Source organism: Gordonibacter faecis, assembly GCF_030077735.1.
Taxonomy (GTDB): domain Bacteria; phylum Actinomycetota; class Coriobacteriia; order Coriobacteriales; family Eggerthellaceae; genus Gordonibacter; species Gordonibacter faecis.
Genome location: NZ_JASJEU010000003.1, coordinates 388,247 through 407,242, shown reverse-complemented (window position 1 = coordinate 407,242; position 18,996 = coordinate 388,247). Strand labels below are relative to the sequence as shown.

The following is an 18,996-nucleotide window of genomic DNA, read 5'->3' as shown; positions in this document are numbered from 1 at the left end:
TTATAGTGTGTCGGTACTTTCGTAGGATTTATCGGCTTCCTCGGACGCTTGACACACTAAACACACTATTTTTCCAATCTACGCGTACAGAGAATTTTTTTCCCTATATATATCTATATACTTATTTTTTCTCTCGCGCGCATTAGTTCAAAAAAAGGTGTGTCAAGTGTGTCAGATGGTTGTACTCCCCGATGAACACGGGAAAAGTACCGACACACTAAAATTTTCGCAAGTGTGTCAGAAATCGACCACCTTCCCGTACTCCCCGATAAACTGGGGAAAGTTCTGACACACTATTTTTTCGCGATAGTGTGTCAGAACCCGAAATCGGACATGCCCGCCCCCTGCTGTACCCAGACTCAAGACCCGAACCAGCCGCCCGCAGGGCGGCCAATCCCAGCATCGAGCGAGAGCGAGATGCGCACCTGCATTCGCCTTTGCTTCTCTGGCGCTCTCAGAGGCGTTTTAAGGCACGAAAAAGCCCGCCAGGGTAACGGAGTACCCCAACGGGCTTAAAACGTCTTAAAACGCAAAATACAGCGTCATATGATTGCAACGCGAAATGGGAGCGCCCCTATCTGGCGCTCCCAAATCTATACACAAGCGCGAACTCATTCCGAAAGAAGAATAGTTCGACGCTTCCTACTCTGGTGGAGGCGCGGAGAATCGAACTCCGGTCCATACTACCTCGTCCATGAGGCTCTACAAGCTTAGTCGGCGCTCAGCATTCGGTCGCGCGCGGCCCGCCGACGGGCGTTGTGCTTCCTAGCCAGTTCAACCTTTGCCTGAGCCATACTGGCTACGTGCTCAAGCGCATTCCCCTGAGTTAATGCCGGACCAAGGGTCGGGGACATCCCAAGGCCGACAGCCAGGCGCTATTTAAGCAGCCATGGCGAGCGCCGGAGCGCTCTGAGTGTTATTCTTGCCAATTAATTTGACGTTACCCCTGTTTAACGTGGCGAGGAGACCACGACCTGCTCCTCATTTCAGACGTACCATGTCGAAACCAGTCGCCCCCAAAAGATTCGCGCGCGAGCATGTGTCCGCAGTGCGAAGGGGTAACGGCCCCACCTTGTCAAAGTTCCGCGCAACTAAGAGAAGGCCTGCGCGCCGCCGCGCCGGGGCGCTGCGGAACGTTCATTCTAGCCCGCACACGCGGTTTGTCAAGCGGCCTTTGATTCAGCGGTGGGTTGAACTTTCGGCATCCAGGCGCGTTCAGCGGGTGGTCGTGGGAATATTGTGGGCGTATGCATCAAACGGCGGCATTGAACCGTTTTGTTTACAAGAGTGTGACGACACTCTTGGTACAATGCAACAGATATTGACGTTTGGAACAGCATGCGAAATACGAGTTTATGAGAGCAGCACATGGACGATAAAAAGAAAACGAAACCAAAGCACGGTCGCCACGCCGCCCCGGAAATTCCGAAGGGCGAGCCCAAAGAAGAAAAGGTTACTGCGGCCAGTGCGCCCGTGACGAGCGCATCTGCTGCCAGCACACCTGTGACCAGCACGGCTGCTGTCAGCACGCCTGACGCGCTCAAGGATAAGGCCGACCAAGCCGCCTCGTCTGAAAAGGTGCCTGACGCAGGTAAGACCGCTGTCATGCCTCAACCGGTGCGCCCGGTGGGGACGCACCCGGGCGGCACGCAGTCGGCCGCACCGGGGTTCGTCCCCGCTGGTCCCATGCTGCCCGTGGACGTAGAAGCCGAGGCCACACGCGGGCATAAGCCCCTCAAGGTGGTCGGCATCGTGCTGGGCATTTTCGTGGGCCTGCTGCTTATTGTGTATGCGGCTGGCGCTGTCGTATTCATGGACCGATTCCTCCCGCGCACGACGGTGGGCGACATGGATGTGTCCTTCAAGTCGTCGGCCGAGGTGCAGCAGCAGCTGGCCAGCGCCATTGATGATTATGTGCTGAAGGTGAGCGGCCAGGGCTTTTCGCTCACGCTTTCTGCCAAAGATGCGGGCATGAAGCTGGATGGCAAGGCGGTGACTGACGCCATGCACGCCGACCTCAACCCTTGGGCATGGCCGCTCGAAATCACGCGTGCCCATGACGAGACGGAAAAAATTGCCGCTACCTACAATGAGAGTGGCCTTGGCGACGCGGTGCGCGCGGCGGTGGACGAATTCAACAAAACGGCCGAAGGTCCGGTGAACGCCACCATTGCGTTTAACGAAGCAAAAGCCGCGTTTGTGGTGCAGCCTGAAAAGGTGGGCACCGCGCTGGATTACGATGCGGTCATCAAAGCGGTCGATGATGCGGTGATTGCGCTCAACCCGTCCGTGAAGCTGACGGAGGCCGAGCTACAGCAACCCTCCGTGCTGTCCACCGACGCGAAGCTCGCGCACGCGACCGACAAGGCGAATACCATGCTCACGGCTGACATGGTGCTAACCATGGCGGGCTCCACAGCAGGGGAAGTGAACGCGGGGCTTATCGCTCAGTGGGTGCGCCTGGGGGAGGACCTTTCGGCGACGCTTGACGAAGGCGCACTGACGGCCTGGGTGGATGAGCTGGTGAACGCCTGCAACACGGTGGGCACCACGCGTACTTACACCCGACCCGACGGGAAGGTGATTACGGTCTCGGGCGGCGTGTATGGCTGGTCCGTTGATCGCGATGCGCTTCTCGGGATTGTGAAGGATGGCGTGGCGACGGGCCGCAAGGACACGGTGGAAGTACCGTGCACCACCACCGGAACCGCTTACAACGGCGCTGGTGCGCGCGACTGGGGCAACCGCTATGTGGACATTGACCTGGCTGAACAGTACGTGCGCTTCTATGACGAATCGGGCACTCTTATTTGGGAATCTCCCTGCATCTCGGGTATTCCCGATGGTGTTCATGATACGAATGTGGGTGTGTACTGGTTGAATGGTAAGGCTAGCCCCTCCAAATTGATTGGCTATGAGGGCAACAAGAAAATCTACGAGAGCACGGTGCAGTACTGGATGCCCTTTGTGGGCAATGCCATTGGACTGCACGATGCCGACTGGCAACCGGCCTTCGGCGGCACGCTCTACGCGAATGGCGCGGGCAGTCACGGGTGCGTGAACCTACCTCCGTACAAGGCAGCCGAACTCTACAACCTCATCCAGTCCGGCGATACCGTGGTGAGCCACTGGTAGGAGCGCTACACTACCGTGAGATCCGCATGCTCAAGTGGCACGATGCGCGCAAGGTCGACGGGGGACATTTCAATCTGACAGCCGATGCGGCCGCCCGAAAACGCAATGCGTTCGTACAGGGCGGCCGTTTCGTCTATGGTGGTGGGGAAGAGTTTCTTCATGCCGATGGGAGAGCAGCCGCCGTGCACGTAGCCGGTGAGCGGCAACAGTTCGCGTGACTTCACCATGGCCATCGCCTTCTCGCCAACGGCGGCTGCCGCTTTCTTGAGATCGAGTTCACAGGCCACGGGGATCATGAACACATAGTGCTCGCCCGATTTACCTTGGGTGACTAACGTTTTGAACACCCGGTCGGGGTCGAGCCCCAACATGCGCGTCACCTCCGTACCCGACAGCGCCTCCGGGCAGTCAAAGAACCGCGCCTCATACGCAAGCCCCGACGCATCAAGCGCCCGCACAGCATTCGTCTTATGGTCATGCTCCTTCGCCATGGAGGTCCTTTCGGGTGACGGGGTGGGTACGGAAGGGCTCGCTCGCTTTTAGCGGATGAAGTTCGTCATGATTTTTGGTTCAACCTCGGGCGCAGGAACTTGTGCGGTTGCCTTGAGTATCCAGGCCATGTTTTTGCCGAGGGTGCGCATGATTTGTAGGCCTTCCGCGTCTTGGCGCACCTGCTCGGCGCTTTGGCCGTGCACCATGGGCCAGTAATTCGACGACACCACCGGCATGCAGTTAATCTGGAAGTACTTGTTGATCTGGTCAAGCGCAGGCGTGGTGCCGGCGCGGCGGGCGCTGGCTACGGCTGCTGCGGGCTTGAAGCGCAGGCGCGCGGAGGCGGCGTAGAACATGCGGTCGAGCACAGCGAGCAGCGCGCCGTTCGCACCGGCGTAGAACACGGGGGTGCCCACCACCAGGCCATCGGCCGCTTCCGCCTTCTCGATGAGGCTGTTCACCACATCGTCGTCGAAGATGCAGCGCCCGTCGCCGCGCTTGGCGCAACCGCTGCAGCCGAGGCACCCGCGCAGGGGCTCGCGGCCGATCCAGGCGATCTCGGTTTCCACACCCTCCGCTTCCAGTGCGCTTGCCACCTCGGACAATGCGGTGTACGTGCAGCGCTTCTCGTTGGGGCTTCCGTTGATAAGCAAAACTTTCATCGTGCGCCTTCCTCTCTGTCTTGTGTTTTCTCTCATGTTCTAGATTAGCAGAAACTGTGGCAGCCCGGTGTCGATTGCAAACAAGAGGCATGCGCTTCGGTATACTGGCTGCATGGAAACTCAACAGACAACGCTCTCGCCGCAGGTCGCGGCTGCGCCCGAACCGTCGCTTCCCGCTTTCGACAACGCGCCCATCGGCGTGTTTGACTCAGGGTTCGGCGGCCTGACCGTGGCGCGTGAGATTGCCAAGGCACTGCCGCGCGAGTCCATTGTGTATTTGGGCGACTCAGCGCGCTGTCCCTACGGGCCGCGCTCGCTTGAGGAAGTGGACGGCTTCGTGCAACAGATTGGTGGCTGGCTCGTGCAGCGCGGCGTGAAGATGGTGGTCATTGCTTGCAATACGGCCACGGCGGCCGGGCTTGCGCATGCGCAGCAGACGTTTCCCGTGCCGGTCATCGGCGTGGTGGAGCCGGGCGCCCGCGCGGCGGCGCATGCCACGCGCAACAATCGAGTGGGAGTAATCGCGACGAAGGCCACGGTGGAATCGGACGCCTACACGCGCGCTATTCGGCACCTCGACGCGGGTATTACCGTGTTCTCCACAGCCACGCCGCGCTTCGTGGAAATTGCCGAGCAGGGCATTCGCATGGCCGAGGGGCCGCTGGAAAACTACACGTCGCTTGCGTCGAAGGTGTATATTCGCCCGGCGTTCGAGGAAATTGCGCGCGAATACCTGGAACCGTTGCGGCGCACCGAAGTGGATACACTCGTGTTGGGATGCACGCACTTTCCGCTGCTCAAGGCTCTTATTGGGAGCGTGATGGGGCGCGATGTGAAGCTGATCTCATCATCGACCGAGGCGGCGCGCGATGTGGCCGATATCTTGGCCAGCCGCGGCGCGTGTGCGAGCGTTGATCACGAGGCGCGCTACGAGTTTTTCACCACGGGAAACGACATCGACGAATTTCGCAGTTTTGGCAGCCGCGTGTTCCGCGAGCCCATCGACGCGGTGGCGCGCGTGAACTGGGCTGACGCGTAGGAGGGGGCACGTATGAAAACGGTGGTGCTAGCTACGAACAACGCGCACAAGGTGGCAGAAATTGCCACGGCGCTCAATTTCCCCGGTTGGGAGTTTCGCACGCTGCGTGAGTTGGGCATTGAGTCCGACCCGGCGGAAGATGCCGAAACGTTCGAGGGCAACGCGCGCATCAAGGCGCGCGCGGCGCATGAGGCGTCCGGTGGGCTTGCTGCGCTCGCGGACGACTCGGGGCTTGAGGTGGACGCGCTTAACGGCGCGCCCGGCGTACACTCGGCGCGCTATGCGGGCGAGCCGTGCGACGACGCCGCAAACAACGCGAAGCTGCTGGAAGCGCTGGCTAACGTGCCTGATGACGCGCGTACGGGTCGCTTCGTGAGCACGCTCGTGTTCGTGGACGAGGATGGCACCGAAACGGTGGCGCGGGGCACGGTAGAGGGTCGCATCGGCCACGAGGAGCGGGGAAGTGAAGGCTTCGGCTACGACCCGCTGTTCTTCCCGGACGTGTTCGGTGGCGAGCGTACCCTTGCCGAAGTGGGCCGCGACGAAAAGAACGCTGTCTCGCATCGCGGCAACGCCTTGCGAGAACTCAAAGCAAAGCTCGCTTCTCATCGCTAAACTTCTGCTATAATACCCTTCGCCGCATCGGCCGTCGGGGTGTGGCGCAGCTTGGTAGCGCGCTTGCTTTGGGAGCAAGATGTCGCAGGTTCAAATCCTGTCACCCCGACCACTTCAACGCAATCCGCTTTATCAAGTGTTGCACCTGATTTCGCCATGAAGTTTGGCAGTACCTCGTAAAATGAAGCGTATAAGCAACGCCCAGGTTGTGACAGCTTGGGCGTTTTCTTTTCCCCTTACACAAAACTCTAGAACAACATCCCTGCGCTTGAACGCACTGTGTCGTTCTTATGTTTCCACCGCTCTTTCATCAAAATAGTCCTCACAAAGACTAAAATACTCACTTGTAAGTCTCTGTAGGGACTAAATAAATAAAGAGGACGGTATCAACTATGAATGACGTAACGATGGAAAAGCGCCACGAAGAATTGATCATCCGCATGGGGCGTGCGTTAAGCCAGATGAACGGCGTATACGCAAAAGCTGAAAAACTCATGGGCTTGAATCCGTATGTGTCTAAAGTGCTCTATGCCCTCTCGTTCGGAGAAGGAATCACGCAGAGTGAGATATGCGATGCCTACGAGATGCCCAAGCAAACAGTCAACAACATTGTGAAGCGCCTCGTCGATAAAGGTTTTGCCGAGGTGCGTTGCGACGATGCGAACCGCAAGAGCAAGCCAATCGTGCTAACCGAAGAGGGGAATGCGTTTGCCGACTACGTCCTTGCACCCATGCTGCTGTTCGAAAAGAGGGTGCTGACCGATATGGGTGAGGAATCCTATACGAAGCTGATCGAACTCCTTGAAGAAGAAGCCGAAGCCATTGAGCGAGCAATCGCACAGGGATGTCTGCACAAAGACGCGGCTCAAGAGGCTTGGAACCTATGAAAGGCCTCTTCCGTTTTCTCAAGGGCTATAAGCTTGTCTGCGTGGGCGTAGTGATACTCATGTTTGTGCAGGTGGTGGCCGCGCTGTTCGTGCCGACACTTGTCGCAAGCATCGTTAACGACGGCATTGTGCCCGGAAACCTCGATCATGTGTTGACCTTCGGACTTGCGATGCTCGGTGCCGCCGTTCTCTCTGCGGTAGCAACGCTCGCCGGAACCTATGCCTCCGCCTACATTGCGACGGGCGTCTCCCGCGACATGGCGTGCGCGCTGTACGAGAAGGTTCATCGACTGCCTCATCTTGAGGTGGGACATTTCGGTGTGGCCTCGCTCATTACGCGAATCACCAGCGATGTGAACCAAATTCAGCAGGCGCTTCTCATCTTCATTGAGATGTTGCTGCCGGTGCCGTTCATGGTTGTCATTGGCATGGCGCTTATGTTCTCGAAGGACTCCGTGCTCGCTGCCGGCATCGTCGGTATTATGATCGTGATTATCATTGTCTTCCTCATTCTCTCGCGGGTCGTCATTCCCTATTTTGAAAAGCTTCAGCGCCAGCTCGACTCCCTGAACCGCACGGTGCGGGAGAGCATTGCTGGTGTGCGCATCATCCGGGCGTTTCGGCGCACCGAATGGGATAGGCTGCGGATGGAGGAATCTGCCGGAAACTACGCGGCAACGGCTATTAAGACAAACAGGATATTTGCCGTCGTTGTGCCCTTCGTCATGCTGCTGTTCAACGTGACGACATTCGCGATCCTGTTTGTGGGCGGCAACCAGGTGGCCGAGGGGTCCCTTGAAATCGGCGACATCATGGCGCTTGTGGAATACGCCATGCTCATTCTGGGCTACCTGCTGATGGGCGTCGCCATGCTCATTTTCATCCCCCAGGCGCAGGTGAGCGCGCGACGCATCAACGAAGTGCTTGAAAAAGAAGAGCCGCCTCTCGTCAAAGAGGGCGAAAACGAAGCCGCCTGCGACCGTCCTTCGCAAAAGCCACATGCCAGTAAAGGGCTATTGCCCGTGCCTCCAGCCGTTGAATTCAAGCAGGTTGGCTTTTCCTACGAAGGAGCCGAGAAACCGGTGCTCGAAAACGTGAGTTTCGTGGCAAACCCGGGCGAGACCACGGCCATCATCGGCGCGACGGGTTCCGGAAAATCCACGATCGCGAACCTTCTTATGGGCCTTTTTGAGGCAGGTGAGGGCGAAATTCTCGTCCACGGGAAGCCCCTCGCCTCGTACAACGTAGCGGCTTTACGCAAGCGGATAGGCTTTGTGCCGCAGAGGCCATTTTTGTTCAGCGGGACGATTGCCGACAACCTACACCATGGCTGCGCCTGCGCGAGCGAGCAGCAGATGCGCTCGGCGCTTGCCACCGCCCAGATAGCCGACTTTGTGGAAAGCTTGGAAGACGGGCGTGCTTCCCCGGTTGCCCAGGGCGGCGACAACTTCTCGGGTGGGCAGCGCCAACGACTTGCCATCGCGCGTGCGCTGGTGCGCCGCCCCGAGATACTCCTGTTTGACGACTCGTTTTCGGCCCTCGACGCAACCACCGACCTCAAGCTTCGCAGGGCACTCAAGAACGATACCCCGAACAGCGCAAAGATTGTCATCGCGCAACGGGTATCGAGTATTGCGGATGCCGAGCGCATCGTCGTGCTCGACGAGGGGCGCGTGGTCGGCACAGGAACCCACCAGGAGTTGCTTGAGACGTGCTCTGAATATCGCGCCATCGTTCAATCGCAGGAAGGGTAAGGGCTCATGACCGAAACAGCGGACACCACAGTGCTCAGCGCAGACGAAATGAGCGTCGAGAAGGCACAGAACCCGCGCGGAACGGCCAAGCGCTTTTTCCGCGACCTCATGCTGCAGAAGGGACGCCTGCTGGCTATCGCGCTCTGTCTGGTGGGGGCGGCGGCGTGCAGCGTGCTCATTCCCATCACCATTGGCGCGGCTATCGACGAGATATTCAGCGGCGTAAAACAGGCAATTGAGAACAAGACCGTGTTTCATGTTGGGTTCGAAACCATGGGCACGGTGCTGATTGAACTCATTGTGCTCTACGTGGTGAGCGCTGCGCTTACCTTTATTGAGGAATTCCTCATGGCGAGCGTTGCGCAGAACTTCGCGTTAAAGCTGCGGCAGGAAATGGCAGCCAAGCTGGAACGTCTTCCCGTGAGCTATTACGACGCCCACCAGCGCGGCGATATTTTAAGCCGCATGACCAACGACGCAAAACGGGTGGCCGACACCCTGCAAGAAGGCATCACGCAGTTCATCACCGCAGTGGTGACCATCGTCGGCGCTCTCGTTATCATGGTTGGCATCAGCATTGAGCTCACCTTCTGGGCGTTCGGCACCGTGGTTCTGGGGCTTGTACTCACCGCCGTCATATCGTCGGCCACCTACAAGGCGTACGCGAAAAGCCAGGAAACGCTCGGTTGTTTCAACGCCCAGATCGAGGAAGGCCTCACGGGCCACGCGACCATCCGCGCGTTCAACCTGCAGGAAGAATCTGCGGAAAAGACGCGAGCAGCCGCCGAGGCCTACCGTAAGGCCGGGCTCAAGGCACAGTTTCTCACCTACGGTGTCATGCCAGTTGTGCGCTTCGCAAGCCAGTTCGGCTACGTGATCATCGCCTTGCGTGGTGCCATGATGACCATGAGTGGAACCATCACACTTGGCGACATCCAGGCCATGCTGCAGTATGTCGACCGCATTTCCGAACCCGTATCCGAGTTCGCCTTCACCATCACGAGCGCCCAGGGAGCGCTCGCATCGGCCGAGCGCATCTATCAGCTGCTCGATGAGCAGGACGAACCCGATCAGCGGATCTGCGCCCGGGCACTTCCCAATCCGCACGGCAAGGTGGAGTTCGAGCAGGTGAAATTTGGCTACGATGCCAACACCTTGCTTTTCAAAGATGTGAACGCTGCTGTTAAGCCAGGCACCATGGTGGCCATCGTGGGTCCCACGGGCGCCGGAAAAACAACGCTCGTGAACCTTCTTATGAGGTTCTACGACCCGCAAGGTGGGCGCATTCTGGTAGACGGGGTGAACATCCGCACGCTGGGTCGCGACGAGCTGTATAGCATCTTGGGGATGGTTCTCCAGGACACGTGGCTTTTCAACGGCAGCATCGCCGACAACATCGCCTACGGCAAACCGGGCGCACCGCGTGAAGAGATCGAGCGAGCGGCGAAGGCGGCGCGCATCGACCACTTCATCAAAACGCTGCCGCAGGGCTACGACACCGTGGTTGATGACGAGCTGCTGCCGATGTCGGCGGGGCAAAAGCAACTTATCACCATTGCGCGCACCCTTCTGGTTGACCCGTCCATCCTCATCCTCGATGAAGCTACTTCAAACGTGGACACCCGCACAGAAGTCGCCATTCAGGAGGCTACGGCGCATCTTATGAAGGGCCGCACGAGTTTCGTGATTGCGCACCGCCTCTCAACGATTCGCGACGCCGATCTCATCCTTGTGATGGAGGCGGGCACCATCGTTGAGCAGGGGACGCACACAGAACTGATGGCGGCGGGTGGACGCTATGCCGAACTCCAGAAAAGCCAGGCGACGGCGTTGGTTGCCTCGTAAGTGAGCAGGGCGGGCAACGAGTTCCCGCACGAACGAAAGAAGGAAATCGTGGCTATCAAACTCTCGGATTCGTTTACCTATGGGCGGCTGGCCCTGTTCGCCGCGCCGTCCATTGTGATGATGGTGTTCGCGTCCATCTACAGCGTGGTCGACGGGTTGTTCGTATCGAACTTCGCGGGCAAGGACGCGCTCGCCGCAGTCAACCTGGTGTTTCCGCTGGTAACGGCGTTGGGCTGCATCGGCTATATGCTGGGCACCGGCGGCGCTGCGCTCGTGGCTAAAATTATGGGCGAAGGTGATGGCAAGCGCGCAAATAGGCTATTCACGTTCATATTCCTTTCTGCGGTGGTGCTTGGGATTGTGCTTTCGCTTGTGGGGTCTGCCTTCATGAGGCCGTTTTTGGGCCTCATGGGAGCGGAGGGTGAACTGGTCAATCTCTCCATTCAGTACGGCCAGATCCTTTTCTTTGCGTTGCCGTTTTTCATCCTCCAAAACGTCTTCCAGAGCTTTTTTGTAGCGGCGGAGAAGCCGCATATCGGCTTGGTCGTCATTGTGGCAGGCGGTGTGGTCAACATCGTGCTCGATTACGTGTTCATCGGCATGTTCGGGTGGGGCGTTGTTGGGGCTGCTATTGCGACAGCTGCGGGGCAAATTCTTGCGTCGGTGGTGCCCGTCATCTACTTTGCATCCAGCAAGACCTCGCGGTTGCGCCTGACCAAGCCCGTGTTCGAACTCCGCGCGCTTGGCAAGGCGTGTGTAAACGGCTCATCCGAGCTGATGACCGAGATTGCGGCGTCGGTTGTGGCTATGCTCTACAACTTCCAGCTTATGGCGCTCGCTGGCTCCGACGGCGTGGCTGCCTATGGTGTCATCATGTATGTGAACTTCATATTTACGGCCATCTTCTTCGGCTTTTCCATGGGGACGGGCCCCATCGTCAGCTACAACTACGGAGCTGGGCGGCACCTTGAACTGAGGGGGCTGCTGAGGAAGAGCCTGGTGATTGTGGGCGTTTTCGGCATCGCGATGTTCGGGCTGTCCCATTTGGTGGCAACCCCTCTGGTGAACCTGTTCGTCGGCTACGACGCCACGTTGGCGGAGATGACCCTCAACGGTTTCCTCATTTATTCGGTGGCCTTCTTGCTGATGGGGTTCAGCATCTATGGTTCCGCCTTTTTTACGGCACTCAACAATGGCCCTGTGTCCGCGCTTATCTCGTTCGTGCGTACGCTGGTGCTTGAGACGTCCACCGTCATGCTGCTGCCCATTTGGTTTGGCATCAACGGCGTGTGGAGCGCCATCATCGTCGCCGAATCCTGCGCACTCATTCTGACAACTGGCCTTTTGATTGCTTATCGCAAGAAGTACTACTATTAATCAACGGTTGCCCCCTCAAGGTTTTTATCCCGCCTATTTCTCATCAAGCCCCCGAACAGGGGCTTGATGCTGCTTGTTGTCATTTTCCCTGTGAAAAAGAAGCCGCAAGTTGGTTGAGTGTGGTCCTGTGCGCCCGCATTGTTGAGTGCGTTAGATAACTTGACGAACTTGAGAGGTGTGGTTTGATATGCGGCACAATGTGGCGACGGGGAAGTATGCGGGTGTGGTGGGAGTGGCGGGGCTTGCGGCGGTGTCGGCGTTGGTGGTGGCGCTGAACTACAAGGGCCTCAATTACACCATCAGCAACCATTCGGTGGTGACACCGCTTTCGACGGCGGCCTTTTGCCTGGTGGGAACCTTAGCGGCGCTGCTGATTGCTTTTCACCTGCTGGTGTATCTGCCCCAGAAGTGGGACGTGGGGAAGGGGTATCGCTTCGTGGCGGGGGCCTTCGGGTTGTCATTCATTGCGACGTGTTTGTACCCGAATGATCCAACGACGGTGACGCTGCATGACATTGCAGCATGGGGGATTGTACTCGCGGAGTTTGCGCTGATGGCGTATCTGCTGGTTCGCTTGTGGCACCAGTACGACGCGCTGCTGCGGATGGCGAACGTGCTCCTTGTAGCCCTCATGGTGGTGATGGCGTTCGTGGCGCTGTTCGAAAACGGGTTTCTGTGGAGCTATATTCTCATCTTCGAGCCGGGCATTGTTGCGCTGGTGTTTGTTCTCGATCTGCTTCTAATTTTGTGCCATCCACAAGGCGCACGCGCCTGATCTGGGGTAAGCTACTGGTGGTTGCCTTGCGCCGAAGACAAAAGAAACCGCACGTTGGTTGAGCGCACCACCGCGTGCCCTCACCATAGTGTTGCCAGCGCATTCGGTGCGGCATAAAGTAAAAGGATGACATCATGAGTTTTCGCGACAACCTACAGCACCTGCGCGCCACGCGCAACATGACGCAAGAGCAGCTGGCCATGCTTCTGGGCGTGAGCCGCCAATCAGTGTCGAAGTGGGAGGCCGAGCGTGCTTACCCGGAGATGGACAAGCTGCTGAAGCTATGCAGCCTGTTTGACTGTACGCTTGATGAACTGGTGCTTGGTGATGTGACGGAGCGCCCGGTTGACGCGGCGGCGCGCATGCCGTCTGCTGCGGCTCCGCAGGATGTGACGGGCTACGACGAGGCCATGCGCAGCTTTGCATGGAAGCTGGCGCTTGGGTTGGCCGTGGTGCTGATGGGGCTTGCGGTGGCGTTTTTTCTTACCGGTGTACTGCTGGCAGCTGATATCAATGTGACCGGTTACACGATGGCGCTCGTGTTCGTGGGGGCCGCTGCTGGGCTGGCGCTCATCGTGCCTGCGCTGCTTGAGCAACGGGCGTTTCGCACGGCGCATCCGTTTGTGGAGGACTTCTACACAGCGGAACAAAAAGCCCAGGCGTGCAACTCTTTCGCCACAGGGCTGGTGGCGGGCGGGGCTTTGGTCATGGTGGGTCTTGCGGTCACGGTGTTGCTCCAGACGAACGTGTGGTTTGCCAGCGCCGCATGTCTGACCTGTTTGGCTGCGGGGGTCTTTGTACTGGTACGTGGGTGGTTGCTCGGACGGCGCTGTGACGTGGGGCGCTACAACCACAGCGCGCTCAGTCGTTTAGGCGAGGCAGATATCGACGCCCTGGACGACGAAACACTGCAAGCGCACGCTCGCCGCGCTAAGCGCGAACGCGGCACGTATATTTTCACCATGACCGTAGCAACAGCGGTGGGCCTTGTGCTGCTCTTCGTGCCCCTCACCGCCGCCCAGCGCATGTTCTGGCTCGCCTGGCCTATTGGTGCCCTCATCTGCGTCGTCATCAAAGCGTACCGCACCATGAAGGGTGACGAGGCGTGATGCTGGCGGCGGAGAAAAGGCGCAAGCTTTTCACTGGAGCGATTGCTCCACGTCGAAGTAGCCCGCCCAGGGGTTGTCGCTGCGGGCGAGGCGCGCGAGCGCGTCTTCCATTGTGATGGCATCGGGGGCTACGCTGTCCAACTCGTCCCAGCTGAGAGGGAGGGATACGCGGGCGCCGGTGCGGGCGCGCAGCGAGTACGGGGCGATGCTCGTGGCGCCGCGGCCGTTGCGCATCCAGTCGATGAAAATCTTGCCGTTGCGCTTGGCCAGCCGCACGTTGCTCGTATAGCGGTCGGGCCACTTCTCAGCCATCACCTGCGCGATGCGCCGAGCGAAGTCGTGGAACGCATCCCACGACGCCTCCGGTCGAAACGGCACCACCACGTGGTACCCCTTGCCGCCGCTCGTCTTGAGAAACGTGGCTAGCCCTAAATCATCCAGGATGCCCTTGAGGTCGCGTACGCCGCGTCGCACCTGATCAAGTCCGAGGCCTTTGTCGGGGTCGAGGTCGAACACCATCATGTCGGGCTGCTCAAGCGTCTCCACGCGGCTGCCCCACAGGTGGAATTCCAGCGTGTCCATCTGTGCCTCGGACACAATGCCCACGGCGTCATCCACATAGAAGTACTTGTCATCTTCGCCATCGCTGCCGGTCACGTCGATGGTGTGGATGCCCGCCTCGTGCTGCCCCGGGTGCTTCTTGAAAAAGCACGCCGACCCGGCACCGCGCGGGCAGCGTACAATGCTTAAGATGCGCCCGCCTGCGTAAGGTAGCATCGCGTCGGCCACCTGCGCGTAGTAACGCACGACGTCCTCTTTTGTGATGTCCGGGTCCTCGAACAGCAGTTTTTCGGGGCTGGTGATAGTCACGCCGTCGATAACCAGCTCGCCGGAGCCCCGGCGCTTGGTAGCGTGGGAACGAGAAGAGGAAGAGGAGGCGGCCGCAGAAGAGGTCGCAGCAGAGGCCGCAGAAGCTGCGGCAGTGGTCGAAGTAGACAGAGGATTCTCCGTTCTCTCAGCGGGTGGAAGCGGTTGCTCCGCGTCGCCTGCGTCTTCGCGACGGACGTCGTGTGGGTCTTTGTCGATGCGCAGCCCCTGGTAGCTCGGGTGGCGCAGCTGGCCGTCGTCGGTCCACTCGGCGAACCGTACCTCGGCCACCAGTGCAGGTTCCACCCAGTGCGCCTCTTCGCCGGAGCGCGCACGCGGCGGGTTCGCAAACGGCGGCTTTGAGCGCTCAAGGCCCGCAAACTGTGTCAGCAATTCGCGCGCGTCATCCTCGCCGATGCCGGAACCGACGCGGCCCACATACACCAACGCGCCGTCCTCATACGCACCCAGCAGAAGTGCGCTCACACCGCCGGGCTTCTTGGCCGTGCGCGTCCACCCGCCTACCACGAACTCCTGGCGATGGTCGCACTTGAGTTTGATCCAGTCGCCCGACCGCCCGCCGCGATACGCCGAGGCGGAGCGTTTGCCCACCACGCCTTCCAACCCCAGTTTGCACGCAGCGTGGAAGCTGTCCTCGCCACGGCCCTCCACATGGGTGCTGAACCGCACGTCGTCGGGCGCGGAGGCCAGCACGTCCGCCAGCAAGCGCTTTCGCTCAACAAGTGGCCGTGCTCGCACGTCTTCGCCGTCGAGCGCCAGCAGGTCAAACACCATATACACGGGCTGCTTGCCTTCAGGGTGCTTGAGAAAGCCCTGCAGCGCCTGGAAATCTGAGCGCCCATCCTCGTCGGTGACCACGACCTCGCCGTCTAGTACCAGCGCGCGTCCCGCCGCCACGTCAAGCAGCGAGGAAGCCACGGTGGGGAAGTGGTCAGTGTAATTGTTTCCATTGCGCGTCATGAGGCGCATTTCGTTGCCTTCAAGAAACGCCACTATGCGGTAGCCGTCGTACTTCACCTCGTAGAGCCACGCGGCGTCGTCGGCCGGTGCCTCGCTCACAAGCTTCGCCAGTTCCACGTCCACCTGGTCGAAAGGGTTGCGCGCCACGTGTTCATCGTCGCCCGCAGTTATCTCGTCGCGCGTGCGCCCGCTCACCACGCTTGTGTCGAATTGAGAAATGCCTGCATCGTCCTGTACAAACTCGTCGCGCTCCTTGATGAGCAGCCAGTTGTCGTCCTTTTCGCCGCGGCGTGGCTTAATGTGCACAAGCACCCAGTCGCCTTTGAGGCGTCTCCCATGCAGAGTAAACTTGAGCTCGCCCGCCGCCAGCGCCTTGTCCACAGCGCCATGTGGCTCCCATGTGCCCTCATCCCAGAGCATCACCGTGCCGCCACCGTATTCGCCCTTCGGAATGGTACCCTCAAACGTGCGGTAGTCGAGTGGATGGTCTTCCACGTGCACGGCTAGCCGCTTGTCGTGTGGGTTGTACGACGGGCCCTTTGGAATAGCCCAGCTCAGCAGCACGCCGTCCCATTCAAGCCGCAAGTCGTAGTGCTCGCGCGAGGCCCAGTGGTGCTGCATGGCATACCGCAGCGGCGCATCCGCGGCGGGTGGTTCCGTGGCGTCGCCCGCAGGTTCCGCCGTGCGCTCAAAGTTCCGTTTGCGCTCGTATTCATCAAGCCGCGCCATGACGCCTCCACTTCCCTGTGCCTCGCCACGAGCGTCGTCTGCGCCCGCTACGCCGTACTTTTGGAGAATCTAGTGGAAAGTCTTACGGAATTTTGCGCGCCCAGCCCAATGTTGCGGTACAATAGCCGACGCGTTATGCGGGTGTAGTTCAATGGTAGAACTTCAGCCTTCCAAGCTGACCACGCGGGTTCGATTCCCGTCACCCGCTCCATCAAAAAACAAGCGGCCCCTCCACTTAGGCGGGGCCGCTTTTGCGTTGCGGTGGGGAAGAGGCTGGCAGATAGCCGAAGGAGCAGCGTTGAACTAGTCTGCCACTTTTCCGCGCAAGTAGGCAATGATGTCGTCGGATTCGTACATTGCTTTGCCGTTTACCACGAGGCAGGGAACTTGTTTTTTACCGCCGATGCGCACAAGGTCGTTTTGATTGCCGGGCTGCAACGTGTCGCGCGCGTCGAGGTTGATCTTATTCTCTTCCATGAAACGCAGCACTTTTTGGCAAAAGGGGCAGGATTTCTTGTAATACAGTAAGTGGTCTTCCAGATAGGCCATGGGCGTTCCTTTCCTCGTCGACCCGATGCTCGTCGACGATCTGTGCGAACGAAGTACTAATCATACGATAGAAACGGAGGACGAACGCCTTTTGCTGCCAAGTTGTTGCCGAGCGGTTTACTCTGTGAAGGTCGATGCTCATCAATGAGCCTCCGGTGAACAAGTAAAAGCGCCTTTCCTTGGCACCTCCCACGGTATCGCTACGGCAAACTTCAAGCAACCATTTTGAAATTTATGCTTGCCACCGCATCAAACAATGCTAAAATAACCAGTTTCATTAAACGCCAATAAAAACGCCCCGTCTTTGAGAAGGCGGGGCGGCAAAATTCTGGCGCGCCCGGCAGGACTCGAACCTGCAACCGACGGATTAGAAGTCCGTTGCTCTATCCATTGAGCCACGAGCGCGTGCGCTACGGTGCCTATTATACCTTAAAACGCACTCATGTGACCCGTCACCCGTCCCTGTGGCAAAACCGCGCGCCTCTTCGGAGAAACCGCACGTAGAAACACCATTTCAGCCACGTGCAACCTCCTTCCAACGCACAAAACACCCGCCGAAGCCTCACGCATGCCCCTCATCGTTGAGCATGATGCATCAGGAATGCATGTTTGCCATGGTTTATGCAGTCCCATTTATCAGCCTGCGCCCAACCAGGGCACAGGCCGGCTTTTCTCTGGCACAAAACAAGCCATTTTGCCTCGTCCATCACTCCACAGCACTAAAGCAAACATGAAGGAATTATGGAGAAAAGGAGTCACCAAACCTACCGTTCGCCGAAAAAAAGCCTGGTATAGAAGCCTCGTTGGTTTTGTTGCGGAATTGTGGTTGCAATTCGAATCGAACCGTGAGATTTTGGCCTCATCGAACAGGCATACGGTGCGCAACGGATGCGTTCGAGGCCGAACATCTGGAAAATGCATAAAAGAAAAGGAGGGTTGCAATGGCTGGTGTCAACGTTAAGAGCGAGATCAAGCCGCTTAAGCGAGTTTTGCTCCATCGACCGGGTAACGAACTTCTGAACCTGACGCCGAACACGCTCGAAGAGCTGCTGTTTGACGACATCCCGTTTCTGAAGGTAGCCCAAGAGGAGCATGACGCATTCGCCCAGGCCCTGCGCGACAACGGTGTGGAAGTCGTGTACCTCGAAGATCTTATGACCGAGGTGCTCGATCAGAACCCTGAGGTGCGCGAGCCGTTCCTGAAGCAATTCATCGAAGAGGCCGGCATTCGTACCGACCGTTATCAGAAGATCATCTTTGACTATCTAAACGACAACTACCCGAACAACAAGGACCTCGTGCTGAAGACCATGGAGGGCATCAACCTCACCGAGCTTCACACCGACAAGTCCAACAGCTTGGTTGACCTCGTGTCTGAGGCCTCCAAGATGGTGGTTGCCCCCATGCCGAACCTGTACTTCACGCGCGACAACTTCGCCATGATAGGCAACGGCGTGTCCATCAACCGCATGTATTCCGTCACGCGTAACCGCGAGACCATCTATGGCGAGTACATCTTCAAGTATCATCCGAACTTCAAGGATGTGCCGCAGTACTACAGCCGCTACAACACGTTCCACATTGAGGGTGGCGACATCCTGAACCTCAATGAGCACGTGCTGGCGGTGGGCATCTCCCAGCGCACCGAGCCGGACGCCATCGACGCGCTCGCGCACAACATTTTCAACGACGAAACCAGCCCCATCGACACCATTCTGGCGTTCTATATCCCGAACAACCGCGCCATGATGCACCTGGATACGGTGTTCACGCAAATCGACGTGGACAAGTTCACCATTCATCCCGGTATCATGGGTCCGCTCACCGTGTTTGAGATCACGCCGGAGGGCGAGGGCATTAAAGTAAAGGAAATGACTGAGCCTCTGGAAAAGATTCTTGAGAAGTACCTCGGTCTGCCCGTGGAGCTGATCCCCTGCGGCGGCGGCGACCGCATTGCGGCCGAACGCGAACAGTGGAACGATGGTTCCAACACGCTCTGCATTGCACCTGGCCTCGTTGCGGTGTACGAGCGCAACGACGTAACGAACAAGGTGCTTGAGGAAAAGGGCATCAAGCTGGTGGTCATCCCATCCGCCGAGCTGTCGCGCGGCCGTGGCGGCCCACGCTGCATGAGCATGCCCATCTGGCGCGAAGACTAAATGCGCGTCGGGCACCGGTTG

14 protein-coding genes, 3 tRNA genes and 1 other RNA gene are annotated in these 18,996 nt (G+C 58.7%); 12 read left to right on the top strand and 6 right to left on the bottom strand.

Features of this window, described 5'->3' with window-relative positions; all coding sequences use genetic code 11:
* Positions 1–648: 648 nt before the first annotated feature.
* Positions 649–1,018: a transfer-messenger RNA gene (gene ssrA, locus QNJ86_RS02030) on the bottom strand.
* A gap of 350 nt (positions 1,019–1,368) precedes the next feature.
* Between ssrA and QNJ86_RS02025 the strand changes: the two genes are divergently transcribed.
* Positions 1,369–3,135: a L,D-transpeptidase family protein gene (locus QNJ86_RS02025; RefSeq protein ID WP_283830899.1), complete on the top strand. Its 1,767-nt coding sequence runs from the start codon at positions 1,369–1,371 to the stop codon at positions 3,133–3,135.
* Positions 3,136–3,140: 5 nt separating this feature from the next.
* Here the strand turns inward: QNJ86_RS02025 and ybaK are convergent, their stop codons facing one another.
* Both ybaK and QNJ86_RS02015 read right to left on the bottom strand, forming a co-directional pair.
* Positions 3,141–3,626 (bottom strand): Cys-tRNA(Pro) deacylase, encoded by a 486-nt coding sequence (ybaK, locus tag QNJ86_RS02020; RefSeq protein WP_283830898.1) that lies wholly within the window; start codon positions 3,624–3,626, stop codon positions 3,141–3,143.
* A gap of 48 nt (positions 3,627–3,674) precedes the next feature.
* Entirely contained in the window at positions 3,675–4,289 is a 615-nt protein-coding gene (locus QNJ86_RS02015) for a flavodoxin family protein (RefSeq protein WP_283830897.1), read from the bottom strand.
* A gap of 112 nt (positions 4,290–4,401) precedes the next feature.
* Between QNJ86_RS02015 and murI the strand changes: the two genes are divergently transcribed.
* The 9 genes from murI (at position 4,402) to QNJ86_RS01970 (ending at position 13,690) form a co-directional block, all read left to right on the top strand.
* Complete coding sequence (murI, locus tag QNJ86_RS02010; RefSeq protein ID WP_283830896.1) at positions 4,402–5,328, top strand: glutamate racemase; 927 nt, start codon at positions 4,402–4,404, stop codon at positions 5,326–5,328.
* A gap of 12 nt (positions 5,329–5,340) precedes the next feature.
* Positions 5,341–5,943, top strand: a complete 603-nt coding sequence (gene rdgB / locus QNJ86_RS02005) for an RdgB/HAM1 family non-canonical purine NTP pyrophosphatase (RefSeq protein ID WP_283830895.1) — start codon at positions 5,341–5,343, stop codon at positions 5,941–5,943.
* A 35-nt stretch (positions 5,944–5,978) separates the two neighbouring features.
* Positions 5,979–6,055: transfer RNA gene (locus QNJ86_RS02000), tRNA-Pro, on the top strand.
* 280 nt (positions 6,056–6,335) lie between these two features.
* The gene (locus tag QNJ86_RS01995; RefSeq protein ID WP_283830894.1) at positions 6,336–6,830 is read left to right on the top strand and encodes a MarR family winged helix-turn-helix transcriptional regulator; all 495 of its coding nucleotides are present in this window, start codon (positions 6,336–6,338) and stop codon (positions 6,828–6,830) included.
* Positions 6,827–8,584 (top strand): ABC transporter ATP-binding protein, encoded by a 1,758-nt coding sequence (locus tag QNJ86_RS01990; protein ID WP_283830893.1) that lies wholly within the window; start codon positions 6,827–6,829, stop codon positions 8,582–8,584. The genes QNJ86_RS01995 and QNJ86_RS01990 overlap by 4 nt, the downstream gene beginning before the upstream one ends.
* A gap of 6 nt (positions 8,585–8,590) precedes the next feature.
* Entirely contained in the window at positions 8,591–10,429 is a 1,839-nt protein-coding gene (locus tag QNJ86_RS01985) for an ABC transporter ATP-binding protein (protein WP_283830892.1), read from the top strand.
* 48 nt (positions 10,430–10,477) lie between these two features.
* The gene (locus tag QNJ86_RS01980) at positions 10,478–11,806 is read left to right on the top strand and encodes an MATE family efflux transporter (RefSeq protein ID WP_283830891.1); all 1,329 of its coding nucleotides are present in this window, start codon (positions 10,478–10,480) and stop codon (positions 11,804–11,806) included.
* Between the two features lie 187 nt (positions 11,807–11,993).
* Positions 11,994–12,581 (top strand): hypothetical protein, encoded by a 588-nt coding sequence (locus QNJ86_RS01975; protein WP_283830890.1) that lies wholly within the window; start codon positions 11,994–11,996, stop codon positions 12,579–12,581.
* A 134-nt stretch (positions 12,582–12,715) separates the two neighbouring features.
* A complete protein-coding gene (locus tag QNJ86_RS01970; protein ID WP_283830889.1) occupies positions 12,716–13,690 on the top strand; it encodes a helix-turn-helix transcriptional regulator in 975 nt (324 codons plus the stop codon).
* 30 nt (positions 13,691–13,720) lie between these two features.
* Here the strand turns inward: QNJ86_RS01970 and ligD are convergent, their stop codons facing one another.
* On the bottom strand, positions 13,721–16,267 hold the full coding sequence (gene ligD, locus QNJ86_RS01965) for a DNA ligase D (protein ID WP_283830888.1): 2,547 nt from the start codon (positions 16,265–16,267) through the stop codon (positions 13,721–13,723).
* Between the two features lie 137 nt (positions 16,268–16,404).
* Here ligD and QNJ86_RS01960 point away from each other — a divergent pair.
* Positions 16,405–16,478, top strand: a tRNA-Gly gene (locus QNJ86_RS01960).
* A gap of 92 nt (positions 16,479–16,570) precedes the next feature.
* Here the strand turns inward: QNJ86_RS01960 and QNJ86_RS01955 are convergent.
* Both QNJ86_RS01955 and QNJ86_RS01950 read right to left on the bottom strand, forming a co-directional pair.
* A complete protein-coding gene (locus QNJ86_RS01955; RefSeq protein ID WP_283830887.1) occupies positions 16,571–16,816 on the bottom strand; it encodes a glutaredoxin family protein in 246 nt (81 codons plus the stop codon).
* A 329-nt stretch (positions 16,817–17,145) separates the two neighbouring features.
* Positions 17,146–17,221: transfer RNA gene (locus QNJ86_RS01950), tRNA-Arg, on the bottom strand.
* Between the two features lie 536 nt (positions 17,222–17,757).
* Between QNJ86_RS01950 and arcA the strand changes: the two genes are divergently transcribed.
* A complete protein-coding gene (arcA, locus tag QNJ86_RS01945; protein ID WP_283830886.1) occupies positions 17,758–18,975 on the top strand; it encodes an arginine deiminase in 1,218 nt (405 codons plus the stop codon).
* Positions 18,976–18,996: the final 21 nt, after the last annotated feature.

Coding starts and splice junctions, on each gene's coding strand:
- QNJ86_RS02025 (WP_283830899.1), top strand. CDS start 1,369: ATGGACGATAAAAAGAAAACGAAACCAAAGCACGGTCGCCACGCCGCC.
- ybaK (WP_283830898.1), bottom strand. CDS start 3,626: ATGGCGAAGGAGCATGACCATAAGACGAATGCTGTGCGGGCGCTTGAT.
- QNJ86_RS02015 (WP_283830897.1), bottom strand. CDS start 4,289: ATGAAAGTTTTGCTTATCAACGGAAGCCCCAACGAGAAGCGCTGCACG.
- murI (WP_283830896.1), top strand. CDS start 4,402: ATGGAAACTCAACAGACAACGCTCTCGCCGCAGGTCGCGGCTGCGCCC.
- rdgB (WP_283830895.1), top strand. CDS start 5,341: ATGAAAACGGTGGTGCTAGCTACGAACAACGCGCACAAGGTGGCAGAA.
- QNJ86_RS01995 (WP_283830894.1), top strand. CDS start 6,336: ATGAATGACGTAACGATGGAAAAGCGCCACGAAGAATTGATCATCCGC.
- QNJ86_RS01990 (WP_283830893.1), top strand. CDS start 6,827: ATGAAAGGCCTCTTCCGTTTTCTCAAGGGCTATAAGCTTGTCTGCGTG.
- QNJ86_RS01985 (WP_283830892.1), top strand. CDS start 8,591: ATGACCGAAACAGCGGACACCACAGTGCTCAGCGCAGACGAAATGAGC.
- QNJ86_RS01975 (WP_283830890.1), top strand. CDS start 11,994: ATGCGGCACAATGTGGCGACGGGGAAGTATGCGGGTGTGGTGGGAGTG.
- QNJ86_RS01970 (WP_283830889.1), top strand. CDS start 12,716: ATGAGTTTTCGCGACAACCTACAGCACCTGCGCGCCACGCGCAACATG.
- ligD (WP_283830888.1), bottom strand. CDS start 16,267: ATGGCGCGGCTTGATGAATACGAGCGCAAACGGAACTTTGAGCGCACG.
- QNJ86_RS01955 (WP_283830887.1), bottom strand. CDS start 16,816: ATGGCCTATCTGGAAGACCACTTACTGTATTACAAGAAATCCTGCCCC.
- arcA (WP_283830886.1), top strand. CDS start 17,758: ATGGCTGGTGTCAACGTTAAGAGCGAGATCAAGCCGCTTAAGCGAGTT.